Genomic DNA, 13,247 nt, shown 5'->3' with positions numbered 1-13,247 from the left:
CCTAGAAATATGCTTGCTTTACTAAATAAAAAAGAGTAAACAAGATTAAACCTGTCATGGTACTTGTATAAAGCAGAGAGATAGCCGTCTGAATATCATCCGCCTCAACCAATCCGGAAGCCTCTCCAATGGTCGGCTTCTCAATCAGCTCTCCGTGATAGACGTGCGGTCCCCCCAGCTGAATCCCCAGAGCTCCAGCCACAACTGCCTCCGAAAAAGCACTGTTGGGACTGGCATGCTGGTAGCGATCCCGCCAGCCAATTCGCAATGCCCCCTTGAAATCCAGCAGTAAAATCTGACTGCTGAGAATCAAGAAAAGCCAAGTCAAACGCGCAGGAATCAGATTGGCCAGATCATCCATCTTGGCAGATATCAAGCCGATTTTGCGGTATTTCTCCGTCTTATAGCCTACCATGGAGTCTAAGGTGTTGATGGCCTTATAGGTCATAGCTAGAATGGGTCCGCCCAGAAAGAGGCAGAGCAGAGGGCCGATAACCCCGTCACTGGTATTTTCAGCCACCGTCTCAATTGTCGCCTTGCTGATTTCCTCTGGTGTCAGCTGAGAAGTTTCACGGCCGACAATCATACCAACTTGCTTTCTAGCTTCTTCCAAAGTGCCAAACTTGAGCGTATGGTAAACCTTTTGGGCCTCAAAAGCTAGACTCTTAGCCGCCAGACTAGCATAGGCGAGATAGATCCAGACGAGCCAGTAGAGGACGGGATGAACCAGACCAGCCAACCAGAGCAACCCGTAGCTCACTCCCAGCGCCAGTCCAACTGTTGTCAGCCAGAGGAAAAAGCCAAACAGATAGGGTGAAAACTGCCTTTTCTCCTGCAAACGCATACATAAATAAATATAGGAACCCATCCACTTGACTGGATGAGGCCAGCTATAGGGGTCGCCAATGAGCCAGTCCAGTAAGACGGCCAAAAAAATTGCAATGAGTGTCATATCAGTTCGCCTCTTTGATATAGTTCAGCCAGTTGGCCAGCAGCTGCTCATCCTGATAAAAATGAACATGCAGGTAGCTAGCAAAGGTCCGGCCCTTTTGATAACCGCCTGTCCAGGCAGCTACGACCTGACCGTCTCTGACCTTCTCTAGCTTGAGGACTGTATCTTCCTCCGTCTCAAAGACCGAATGGTGAAACTCATGTCCCCTGACCGCTGTACCTTTAGGGCCAAAAAGACTGTCTACCTGCGTTTCTGCTTGGCAGTAGCCAAAGCTTTTCAGGCCGGGGGTCATCAGGCTCTTGCCCTTGAAAATTCCAACCATTTCATAGACCTGACCCTCTACTTCCAGCAGCTCTCCCAGATACATGAGGCCGCCGCATTCTGCATAGATTGGCCGGCCCTGCTCGTGAGCTTTCTTAACCGAAGCCCGGAAGTCAGCATTTGCCATCAGCTCCTGAGCGTAGACTTCTGGAAAACCGCCACCAAAATAATATGCATCTGCGGCTGGGAGTTCCTTATCTTTCAGAGGGCTGAAAGGCACTAGCTGGACATTAAGCTCTCTTAAAAAGTCCAGATTATCTTCGTAGTAAAAGTGGAAAGCATCATCCAAAGCATAAGCCAAAGTCAAGGGCTGATCGTTGCGGATATGAAAAGGATTGGCCATCTGCTTATCGGGAAGTTCTGCCTTTTCCAGCAGCCTGTCTAGATTTATATGCTTGGCTGCTGCTGCTCCCAACTCCTCAAATCGACGATCCAAATCATCCATTTCTACGTCAGGGATTAGACCCAGATGGCGCGATGGCAGCTCTGCTGTCGCATTCTTAGGCAGATAGCCCAGCACCTCCACATCCGTATAACGCTCAATGGCGCCCTTGATGAGTTCAAAGTGAGTCTGTGAAGCCACCCGATTGATAATGACCCCAGCAATATCCAAATCCGGATCAAAAGTCGCAAAACCATGGACCATAGCAGCCGCTGAGGTGGATGTCGCCTTCCCATCAATAATCAAGACAACCGGAATGCCCAGCTTCTTAGCAACAGAAGCAGAAGACGCACAGTCCTTGTCTGTTCCCAGACCATCAAAGAGCCCCATGACTCCTTCGACCACTGCCACATCAGCATCTCCATGCCATTTATAGTAGGACCAAGCCAGACTCTGATCGCCCGGTATCATAAAGCTATCCACATTCCGTGAAGGCCGCTTGGTAATCCGACTATGATAAGCTGTATCAATATAATCAGGTCCTACCTTATAAGGCTGAACCTGATAACCTCTGTCTGCCAGAGCTTTCAAAATCCCTAGGGTAACTGTAGTCTTTCCAACACCGCTGGAAACACCAGCCAGCATAAATTGCTTCATTACTTTACTCCAGATTTGCTAATAAAAAAAGTACTACAAAAAAATAAGGAATTTTTATTTTTTTGTAGCACCGTTGCTCACTTATTATGTAGAGCAAACACCCCGTTGTGTTCGCTTTCAGTTCTTATATTAAATTTATTTTAATATAAAGCGTAAAAGCTGTCAAGTTTTTGATAGAGCATCTGCGAAAAAAGTCAAGATTCTAGAGCGTCTCCACTGAAAATTGAGCATTTTTTACAATTCTGTTAAATTTAAAAAAACATCAGGAAAACGAACATTCCTGATGTTTTATTTGAGCATCAACCTGCATCTTCCTCTACAAATTGACTATTATAGAGGTCCGCATAGAAGCCATTCTGATCCATAAGTTCATCGTGGTTACCCTGCTCGATGATATTTCCATCGCGCATGACCAAGATAAGGTTCGCATTACGGATGGTAGACAGACGGTGGGCAATGACAAAAGAAGTCCGGCCTTCCATGAGTTTGTCCATAGCTTTTTGAATCAGCTCCTCCGTCCGCGTATCGACTGACGAAGTTGCCTCATCCAAGATCAAGAGCGGTGCATCTTTCAGCAGAGCACGAGCGATTGTCAATAGCTGCTTCTGGCCGACAGATAAGTTGACCGTGTCATCCAGCACTGTATCATACCCCTGCGGCAGAGTCATGATAAAGTGATGAACACCGACCGCCTTCGCTGCGGCAACAACTGCTTCATCTGTCACATGCTCCTGATTGTAAATCAAGTTTTCTCGGATAGTCCCCTCAAAGAGCCAGGTATCCTGCAAGACCATTGAAAAGGCATCGTGAACCTCGGAGCGTTTCATATCCTTAATATCTATACCATCAATGCTGATACGCCCTTTATTAATTTCATAGAACTTCATAAGGAGATTAACGATAGTCGTCTTACCAGCACCCGTCGGGCCGACAATGGCAATCTTCTGTCCGGCTTTGGCCTGGGCTGAGAAATCATGAATAATCGTCTGGTCTGGCTTGTAGCCAAAGAAGACATCTTCAAAGGCAACATCTCCCTTGACAGCAGCAAGCTGCTGCTCTTTATGCTGGTCGTCTTCCATCTCAGGCTCAGCCAGAAATTCAACGACACGAACCAGTGCTGCACCAGCCTGCTGCAAGACAGTGATACCTTGGGCAATCTGTGACAATGGCTGAGAGAAGGTCCGCACATAAACCATAAAGGCGACGATAATTCCGATACTAATAGAGCCATTAATCGCCAGAGCAGCACCGACCAAAATAACCAGCACATAGGCAAAATTCCCCGTAAAGAACATGAGCGGCATCATAATACCAGAGATAAATTGAGACTTCCAAATACTGTTATAGAGATTGTGATTGAGAACTGCAAAGCGCTCCTTAGACTGCTCAATGGCATTATAGCTGGTAACGACATTATGACCGGAGTACATCTCCTCCACATAACCGTTTACCGCAGCCAGATCGTTTTGCTGGGCGGTGAAATAGCCCTGAGACTTGCCCATGATGAGGCCGACAAAGACAAAGCCGACTACAGTAGCCAAGATGGTTACCAAGGCTAAAATCCAGTTCATGAAGAACATGGTCAAAACCACAGCCACCAAGAGCAGGCTAGCAGAGATAACATTCCCCAGACTCTGGTTGAGGGATTGGCCGACTGTATCCACGTCATTGGTCACGCGCGACAGAGTGTCCCCCTGAGAATGACCATCGAAATAGCCCAGCGGTAGCTTGTTAATCTTCTCTGCAATGGCTGTCCGCAGCCGCTTAGAGAAATACTGGATAACCGTACTGATGATAAAGGACTGAGCGTAGTTGAGCAGAGCTCCGACTGCATAGAGCACGGCCAGCAGAAGGGCAATCTGAGACACAGCTTTCAAATCAATGCTAGTAGCCAGACCATCAGAGATGAGGTTGGTAATTTCTTTTAATTTATTTGGCCCATAGACCGTGATAATGTTTGACAAGACAGCTCCCACAAATGCCAAAGCAAGAGGAAGCTGGAAGCCTTTGAGATAAGGCCTTATCTGGCTAAATAATGAAGGCTTCTTATTTTCCATTTTCTAATTCCTCCTTGGATAGTTGTGAGTAAGCAATTTCTTGATAGACTTCGTTGCTGGCCAAAAGTTCTCGGTGGGTACCTTGACCGACTACCTTACCAGCATCCAAGACCAAGATTTGATCCGCATCCATGATGGTAGAAATCCGCTGTGCTACGATCAGCTTGGTCATATCCTGCGTCCGCTCAGCCAGCTCCTTACGCAAAATGCGGTCTGTCTTATAGTCTAGGGCTGAGAAGGAGTCGTCAAAGATGAGGATTTCTGGCTTACGAGCCAAGGCCCTGGCAATGGCCAAACGCTGACGCTGACCACCAGAGAAGTTGGTCCCGCTTTGAGCCACTTCTGACTTGAGCCCTTTTTCCTTCTCTTGGACAAAGGGCTTAGCCTGTGCTAGATCAAGAGCCTCCCACATTTTCTGCTCATCCAGCGGGCTTTCTTGGCTTTGACCGAAGTCCAGATTGCTCTCAATATCGCCAGAGAAAAGCACAGCCTTTTGCGGGATATAGCCGATCTTATTATGCAGGTCTTCTAGCTGGTAATCCTGAACGTTGACACCGTCCACCAAAATCTCTCCTTCAGTTACATCATAGAAACGAGGGATGAGATTGACAAGAGTGGATTTCCCTGAACCGGTTGAACCAATAAAGGCCACGGTATCACCGGCCTGCGCTGTAAAGCTAACATGCTCAATGACCGCTTCAGAATTCTTAGCATAGCAGAAGGACACATCTCGAAAGACCACTTCTCCCTTGCTATCTGCTGCTGCCTCAGGCTGTTCTGGACTGGTGATAGAAGAATGCAGATCCAGAACTTCATTAATCCGGCCAGCGGATACAATGGTCCGAGGCAGGACGATAAAGAGGGCACCCATGAGCAAGAAGCCCATCACAACCTGCATAGCATAGGACATAAAGACGACCATATCACTGAAGAGTGGGAGACGCTCCTGCAGTCCAGCCTCCTGAATCAAATAAGCACCAATCCAGTAAATAGCCAGTGTCAAACCACTAGAAATCCCCATCATAACTGGATTCATCATAGCCATCAGACGACCGATGAAAAGATTGAGTCGAGTTACTTCATCATTAGCTGCCGCAAATTTCTCATCCTGATAATCCTCAGCATTGTAAGCCCGGACCACGCGAATCCCAGTCAGACTCTCTCTAGTGACACTGTTTAGCTTATCGACCAAGCGCTGCGCCACTGACTGCTTGGGAAAGGCCAGTGTAACCAAAACTACTGTCATCAGGATATTAACAAGAACGGCAATGAGAACAGCAACCAGCCAGTTCTCGGACTTACCGATAATCTTGGTCATGGCCCAAATCGCCATAATCGGTCCCCTGGTCACGACCTGCAGCCCCATGGTAATCACGGTCTGTACTTGGGTAATGTCGTTCGTCGTCCGAGTCAGCAGACTAGGAATCGAAAATTTCTTAATCTCCGTCTGCGAATAGTCTAGCACACGGTTGAAAATATCGCTCCGCAAGCTCTGGGTAAAGCTGGCTGCTATACGAGCGGCAAAAAAGCCAACCACAATAGCTGACAGCAAGCTAGCAAAAGACAGACCAATCATTTTCAGGCCTGGCTCCCACAAATCCGCCAAACCAGTCCCCGGCGTTTGCAGCAGCTCTGTAATCGTCGAAATATAGGTTGGAACTTCTAATTCCAGATATACCGTCAGGAAGGTGAAGAGCACACTGAGAACAATCATGCTCACTTCCCTTACCGTCAGCCGTTTAAATAACTTAAACATCTTTCCCTCCATTTTCTAAACTTTCGATATTCTGATAAAACTTGGCCATGACTTGTGAAAAAATCAGCAGTTCTTGCTCAGAAACACCATTCAAAATAGCACGGTCCATTTCATCAAAAAAGTCACGGATTTTTTTCATTCTTTCCTGCGACTGCGGAGTGAGACGGATATATTTAGCCCGCTTGTCTGTCTTGCCCATTTCCAGCTTGATAAAGCCATTCTTCTCCATCCTTTTCATTAAGTTAGAGGCCACCGATTTGGAAATATCCAACTCCTGCTCAATATCCTTGATAAGGGTATCCTTCCCCTCTTCCATACGACAGGCGACAATATGCAAGACCTGCCCCTGAGGCCCAGCCATGGACTCAATCCCTTGCTCCTTGGCAAGCTTTTCCGCTATGAGATGAATCTTTCGTCCAAAACGCTTCAATTCCAGTAAAGGCTTATCCATACCTGTATCCTTTGTAAAAATAGTTTTCGTGAGAACTATTTTAACACAAGAAAAAAGAAAGTCAAGAAAAAAGAAAGTCAAGAAAAAAGTTTCCATGAGAACTATTTTTTCAACAAGAAAAAAAGCGAAGAAAATTTCTTCACCCTTCCTTTCAAACTGACAAACAGCCTAAAAATTGATTGGTCCCGCATTAAAATTTTGAAGAAGAAGCGAGGAATAGAGCCCCTCCAATGATAAGGAGAATGCCTGCAATCCAGCCTATAAATGGAATGGGCGCGATGTTGCTGCTTCCGACGATAAGGAGGACGCCCGCTGCGACACTGAAACGCATTTGACCTTTGTAATAAGCCAAGGAAGTAATTCCCAAGCCCAGAGTTGCCAATTTAATCACCGCTCCCAGTAAATTCAGGCCAGAATCACCTAGTAGGGCTGAAAAAGGAACAAAAAAGATATTCGAGAGCAGCAAAATAGTCCCTCCAATCAAACCAACCAGACCGCTTATCAGTGCTAAAGTTTTTGTTTTCATTTACATCTTGCCTCCTTCAATATTATTCTGCTAATTATCTCTAATTTTAGACATTTTTTGCAATTTTGTCAAATTTTTCTAAATGATAATCCCTTCCAAATGATCCAATTCATGCTGGCAGATTTGGGCAGGCAGGCCTTTCAAGGTCATGGTCTGCTGCTGCCAATGTTTATCCAGATAATCGACTGTGATTTCCTGATAACGTTGAGTGGGACGGCTTCCAACCAAGGACAGGCAGCCCTCTTCTGTCTTATAAGGGCCTGACTTAGAGAGCAGCACCGGATTAAACATGACTACCGGCACCAAGCCATATAGAAAGATAATGACCCGCTTACGGACACCAATCATATTTGCTGCGAGCCCCATACAGTTTTCTCGATTGGCCTGCAGAGTATCCTGCAAGTCTTGAGCCAGATAAAGGTCTTCTCTGCTAGCCCGCTCAGACAGCTGCTGCAGAAAGAAAATATCTTTGACAATTGCTTTTTCCATTGCTTTCCCTCATAGAGAAGAGCCTGATAAATCAGACCCTATAAGCTTATTTTGCGTGGCGTTCACTAACTTCTTTAGCCAGTACAAAGTTGCCCAGCGTTGCGGAGCCATTTCCAGCCACAGCCGGTGTCACGATATAGTCACGAACATCAGGAACTGGCAAATAGCCATTCAGAAGAACTGTGAATTTCTCACGAACTCGATCCAGCATGTGCTGCTGAGCCATAACTCCGCCACCAAAGACGATGACATCTGGACGGAAAGTCACTGTCGCCTGAATAGCCGCCTGAGCGATATAGTAAGCTTGAATATCCCAGACAGAACTATTGAGTTTAATCTTTTCCCCACGAACTCCAGTCCGTGCCTCTAAGCTTGGTCCAGCCGCCAATCCTTCCAAACAGCCATTGTGGAAAGGACAAACACCATTGAACTCTTTTTCCACATCCATAGGGTGCTTAGCTACATAATAATGCCCCATCTCTGGATGGCCTGTCCCCCCTACAAATTCGCCTCGCTGGATAGCACCAGCACCGATTCCTGTCCCAATCGTATAATAGACCAGATTTTCAATACGGCCGCCAGCATTATTGCGAGCTACCACTTCACCGTAAGCTGAGCTATTGACATCCGTCGTAAAGTAAATGGGCACATTGAGAGCCCGGCGCAGAGCACCAACAATATCTACATTAGCCCAATGCGGCTTAGGCGTAGTCGTGATAAAGCCGTAAGTCTTTGAATTAGGGTCAATATCAATTGGCCCGAAAGAACCAACAGCTAGACCAGCTAGATTGTCAAAACGAGAAAAGAACTCAATCGTCTTATCCAGCGTTTCAATAGGCGTGGTCGTTGGAAACTGTGTCTTTTCAACAACTTCAAACCGTTCATCGCCTACAGCACAGACAAACTTAGTGCCACCAGCTTCCAAACTTCCATACAATTTTATCATTATAAATCCTCTTTTAAAATTTGATTTCTACTCTATTCATTATAGCATATCTCTTGCAGACTATTTGCCAAAAACTTTCCTTATGACACTCTTATAGATAGACTTACGTTATTAGAAAAAACGAACAAATCAACTTTTGTTCGTTTTCTAAATTCCATTAGGCTTTCACTTCGATAATTGCGTCGCCTTTAGCAAGAGCTCCTTTTGCTACTGGAGTCACAGAAGCGTAGTCGGCTGTGTTGGTAACGATGACCATAGTCGTATCATCCAGACCAGCAGCTGCAATTTTCTCAGCTTCAAATGTTCCCAGAACATCACCAGCTTTGACCTTGTCGCCTTGAGCAACTTTTTGGTCAAAACCTTCGCCGCCCATAGACACTGTGTCGATTCCGACATGAATCAGAATTTCAGCACCATTAGCTGTCTTCAAACCATAAGCATGTCCAGTCGCGAATGCAATTGTCACTTCAGCATCAGCCGGAGCATAAACCACACCCTCACTAGGCTTGATAGCAATTCCTCGTCCCATCGCTCCGCTAGAGAAAACAGGATCATTCACATCGCTCAAAGCCACTGCCTGACCAACGATTGGAGAGATAATTGTTTCGTCTTGGAGAGCAGATGGCACATTACCAGTTGTTTCTTCTTCGACCAGTTTTTCAGTTACAGCTGCTTCAGTTACAGTTTCTTCATCTTCAAAACCAAACATATAAGTCAATGCAAAACCAAGCGCAAATGATACAGCTACCATAAGGAGATATTGTAAGAGTTGTCCATTACCGATATAAAGCATTGTACCTGGGATGATAGTGATACCATTACCAGTACCAGCAAGTCCAAGGAGAGATGCCAAGCCACCACCAATTGCACCAGCAATCAATGAAAGGAAGAATGGTTTGCGATAACGTAAGTTAACCCCGAAGATAGCTGGCTCTGTAATACCAAGGAAGGCAGAAAGAGCAGCTGGGAAAGCAAGAGTTTTAAGTTTAGGATTTTTAGTTTTCACACCAACAGCAACGGTTGCAGCACCTTGAGCTGTCATAGCTGCAGTGATGATAGCATTGAATGGGTTAACGTGGTCCGCAGCAAGCAATTGTACTTCAAGCAAGTTGAAGATATGATGAACACCTGACACGACGATCAATTGGTGAACTCCACCAATCACCAAACCACCTAAACCAAACGGTAAAGCAAGGATTGCTTTTGTTCCAAACAAAATGTAGTTTTCAACAACGTGGAATACTGGTCCTATGATGAAAAGTCCAAGGATAGACATTACAAAAAGTGTAACGAATGGTGTCACCAAGAGATCCAAGACATCTGGCACAACCTTGCGGAGAGCTTTTTCAAACTTAGCTCCAACAACCCCGATAATGAAGGCTGGAAGAACGGAACCTTGCAAACCAACAACCGGGATGAAGCCAAAGAATTTCATGGCAGTCACTTCACCACCAGATGCTACTGCCCAAGCATTTGGAAGCGAGCCAGACACTAGCATCATACCAAGGACGATACCAACAGCTGGATTTCCACCAAATACACGGAAGGTTGACCAAACAACCAAGCCTGGTAAGATGATGAAGGCTGTATCCGTAAGGATTTCTGTATAGGTCTTCACATCATCTGGAAGCGTCATTCCAAGAGCGTTCAAGAGTCCACGCACACCCATGAAGAGACCTGTCGCTACGATAACTGGGATGATTGGCACAAATACATCACCAAATGTACGGATGGCGCGTTGGAACCAATTCCCTTGCTTAGCAGCTTCTGCTTTCATGTCATCTTTTGATGAAGTTGGCAATCCCAAGGCTACAACTTCATCATAGATTTTATTAACCGTACCGGTACCAAAGATAATCTGGTACTGGCCGGAGTTAAAGAAGGCACCCTGAACTTTTTCCAGATTTTCGACAGTGTTTTTGTCGATTTTACCCTCATCTTTAACCATCACGCGCAACCGAGTCGCACAGTGAGCCACACTGTTGACATTCTCACGTCCGCCAAGGGCTTCGATGACTTTTTTTGCAATGTCAGTATTATTCATTTGCAAAAATCTCCTTATAAATATTTTTAACTTTTGAAAGCGATTTTATCGCCTTTACGAATATTATTTTACCATGATTCAAAAATATGTCAAGCGTTTTGCAGAAAAAATATTTTTTTACTGTTAAATGTTGATTTTTCATCGGAAAACGTTTACTATAGTAATAAGAAATAATATGATTCGGAGGACAAAAGATTGGCTTGGACGACTGAAAAACGCTACAAACGCTATGAAGACTGGACTCAGGAAGAGCTACAGCATATCAAAGAAAACATCGCTAAATCTCCTTGGCGGGCTAACTACCATGTGGAGCCTCAGACAGGTCTGCTCAATGACCCCAATGGCTTTTCTTATTTTGACGGCAAGTGGGTGGTTTTCTACCAAAACTTTCCTTTCGGAGCAGCTCACGGCCTCAAGTGCTGGGTCCAGATGGAAAGCGATGACCTAGTCCACTTCACGGAAACTGGCCTTCGAGTGCTGCCAGATACTGCTCTGGACAGCCACGGTGCCTACTCAGGCTCTGCCATGCAGTTTGACGACAAGCTCTTTCTCTTCTATACTGGCAATGTTCGTGATGAGAATTGGGTGCGTCACCCCTATCAAATCGGCGCCTTGTTAGATAAATCAGGCAAGCTGGAAAAAATTGACAAGGTCTTGATTGAACAACCTGCTGAAGCGACTGACCACTTCCGCGATCCCCAGATTTTCAACTACAAAGGGCAATTCTATGCCATTGTCGGTGGGCAAAATCTAGACAAACAAGGCTATGTTAAGCTTTACAAGGCTGTTGATAATGACTATACCAACTGGGAAGTCATTGGCGATTTGGACTTCGCCAATGACAAGACAGCCTATATGATGGAGTGTCCTAATCTAGTCTTTATCAATGACCAACCAGTCCTGCTCTATTGCCCTCAAGGTTTGTCTAAGGATGTACAGGACTACGGCAACATTTATCCAAACATATATAAAATAGGTCAATCGTTTGACACAAACAAAGCTGCTATGATTAATCCTAGCCCTATTCAAAATCTGGACTACGGCTTCGATTGCTACGCAACCCAAGCCTTTAACGCACCTGACGGCCGTGCACTCGCTGTCAGCTGGCTAGGTTTGCCTGATGTAGAATACCCTTCTGACCGCTTCGACCATCAAGGCGCCTTCTCCCTCGTCAAGGAATTAACCCTGAAAGATGGCAAGCTCTACCAGTACCCAGTGCCTGCTATCAAGGATTTGCGAGCAGAGGAACAGCCTTTCGCTGCTTTGGCAGAAAGCAAGAACAGCTACCAACTAGAGCTGAATCTCGCTGCAGACGCCGAACACGAAATCATTCTCTTTGCGGACAAGGATGGCAAGGGACTACGCATCAATTTCGACCTCAAGGCAGGTCAAGTGACCGTTGACCGCAGTCAGGCGGGAGAGCCATTCGCTCTGGACTTTGGAACCAGCCGAAGCTGTGATATTGACAAAGAAGCCACAAGTGCTACTATCTTCATCGATAAATCAATTTTTGAAATTTTCATCAATAAAGGAGAGAAAGTATTTTCCGGCCGTGTCTTCCCGAGAGAAGACCAGACAGGCATTGCCATTACCAAAGGCAATCCAACCGGTACTTACTATGAATTAGATTATGGTCGCAAAGCTAACTGATGTAGCAAAACTAGCAGGAGTCAGCCCCACAACTGTTTCCCGCGTCATCAACAGAAAAGGCTACTTATCCGACAAAACGATCTCTAAGGTTGAGGCAGCCATGCGAGAATTGGCCTACAAGCCCAACAATCTGGCGCGGAGCCTCCAAGGAAAATCAGCAAAGCTAATTGGACTCATTTTCCCTAATATCAGCAATGTCTTTTATGCAGAATTGATTGACAAGCTGGAGCATGAGCTCTTTAAACAAGGCTATAAAACCATCATCTGCAATAGTGAGCATGATTCAGACAAGGAGCGTGAATACCTTGAGATGCTGGAAGCCAATCAGGTGGACGGCATCATTTCTGGCAGCCACAATCTAGGCATTGAGGACTACAATCGCGTGACAGCACCAATCATTGCCTTTGACCGCAATCTTTCGCCGGATATCCCTGTCGTCTCCTCAGACAACTATGGTGGCGGAGTGCTGGCGGCCCAGACCTTAGTCAAGGCTGGAGCTCAAAACATCATCATGATTACTGGCAATGACAATTCCAACTCGCCAACCGGCCTGCGCCACGCTGGCTTCGCTTCCGTCCTGCCAGACGCACCGATTATCAATGTATCCAGTGATTTTTCTCCCGTCCGAAAGGAGATGGAAATCAAGCAAATTCTGACTCAGACCAAACCTGATGGCATTTTTACATCAGACGATCTGACAGCCATTTTAATTATGAAGGTCGCACAGGAGCTGAACATCCAGATACCTGAAGATTTGAAAATCATCGGCTACGACGGCACCTACTTTGTAGAGAACTACTACCCACAGCTAGCAACGATCAAACAGCCACTGAAAGATATCGCTCGTCTCTCTGTAGACCTACTCCTCAAAAAAATTGCCGGCCAAGAAGTCCAAACAACTGGCTATTTCCTGCCAGTCAGCCTCTTGCCCGGTAAGAGTGTTTAAAACTTATACAAACAAGGAAAGACGACCTCCATTATTGGAAGTCGTCTTTATTAGCCATAGTCTAAAAATT

General features: G+C 45.8%; 11 protein-coding genes. 2 read left to right on the top strand and 9 right to left on the bottom strand.

The annotated features are described in order from the left end of the window. Window position 1 precedes the first annotated feature (1 nt). The 9 genes from cbiB to K1I80_RS04600 form a co-directional block, all read right to left on the bottom strand. Window positions 2–952 (bottom strand): adenosylcobinamide-phosphate synthase CbiB, encoded by a 951-nt coding sequence (gene cbiB / locus K1I80_RS04640; protein WP_223313140.1) that lies wholly within the window; start codon window positions 950–952, stop codon window positions 2–4. A gap of 1 nt (window position 953) precedes the next feature. Then, window positions 954–2,312: a cobyrinate a,c-diamide synthase gene (locus tag K1I80_RS04635; RefSeq protein ID WP_223313139.1), complete on the bottom strand. Its 1,359-nt coding sequence runs from the start codon at window positions 2,310–2,312 to the stop codon at window positions 954–956. 299 nt (window positions 2,313–2,611) lie between these two features. Next, a complete protein-coding gene (locus K1I80_RS04630; protein ID WP_223313138.1) occupies window positions 2,612–4,369 on the bottom strand; it encodes an ABC transporter ATP-binding protein in 1,758 nt (585 codons plus the stop codon). Beyond that, window positions 4,359–6,125, bottom strand: a complete 1,767-nt coding sequence (locus tag K1I80_RS04625) for an ABC transporter ATP-binding protein (RefSeq protein WP_223324133.1) — start codon at window positions 6,123–6,125, stop codon at window positions 4,359–4,361. The genes K1I80_RS04630 and K1I80_RS04625 overlap by 11 nt, the downstream gene beginning before the upstream one ends. Continuing rightward, window positions 6,118–6,576 (bottom strand): MarR family winged helix-turn-helix transcriptional regulator, encoded by a 459-nt coding sequence (locus K1I80_RS04620; protein WP_223312578.1) that lies wholly within the window; start codon window positions 6,574–6,576, stop codon window positions 6,118–6,120. The genes K1I80_RS04625 and K1I80_RS04620 overlap by 8 nt, the downstream gene beginning before the upstream one ends. A gap of 190 nt (window positions 6,577–6,766) precedes the next feature. Beyond that, window positions 6,767–7,102 carry a hypothetical protein gene (locus K1I80_RS04615; protein WP_223312577.1) on the bottom strand — a complete coding sequence of 112 codons (336 nt, stop codon included), beginning with the start codon at window positions 7,100–7,102 and terminating at the stop codon, window positions 6,767–6,769. A gap of 78 nt (window positions 7,103–7,180) precedes the next feature. Beyond that, window positions 7,181–7,591, bottom strand: coding sequence for a peptide deformylase (locus K1I80_RS04610; protein WP_223313136.1), 411 nt, complete (start codon window positions 7,589–7,591; stop codon window positions 7,181–7,183). A 46-nt stretch (window positions 7,592–7,637) separates the two neighbouring features. Beyond that, window positions 7,638–8,537, bottom strand: coding sequence for a fructokinase ScrK (gene scrK, locus K1I80_RS04605; RefSeq protein ID WP_223312576.1), 900 nt, complete (start codon window positions 8,535–8,537; stop codon window positions 7,638–7,640). Window positions 8,538–8,694: 157 nt separating this feature from the next. Next, the gene (locus K1I80_RS04600; RefSeq protein WP_223313135.1) at window positions 8,695–10,581 is read right to left on the bottom strand and encodes a sucrose-specific PTS transporter subunit IIBC; all 1,887 of its coding nucleotides are present in this window, start codon (window positions 10,579–10,581) and stop codon (window positions 8,695–8,697) included. 195 nt (window positions 10,582–10,776) lie between these two features. On the opposite strand from K1I80_RS04600, the gene K1I80_RS04595 reads away from it, so the two are divergent. Together K1I80_RS04595 and K1I80_RS04590 are read left to right on the top strand one after the other, a co-directional pair. Beyond that, on the top strand, window positions 10,777–12,231 hold the full coding sequence (locus K1I80_RS04595) for a sucrose-6-phosphate hydrolase (RefSeq protein WP_223313134.1): 1,455 nt from the start codon (window positions 10,777–10,779) through the stop codon (window positions 12,229–12,231). After that, the gene (locus K1I80_RS04590) at window positions 12,212–13,177 is read left to right on the top strand and encodes a LacI family DNA-binding transcriptional regulator (protein ID WP_223313133.1); all 966 of its coding nucleotides are present in this window, start codon (window positions 12,212–12,214) and stop codon (window positions 13,175–13,177) included. The genes K1I80_RS04595 and K1I80_RS04590 overlap by 20 nt, the downstream gene beginning before the upstream one ends. Window positions 13,178–13,247: the final 70 nt, after the last annotated feature.

This window comes from Streptococcus sanguinis, from assembly GCF_019929225.1.
In the GTDB taxonomy this organism is placed as follows: Bacteria; Bacillota; Bacilli; order Lactobacillales; family Streptococcaceae; genus Streptococcus; species Streptococcus sanguinis_J.
This window is presented reverse-complemented; position numbering and strand designations above follow the sequence as displayed.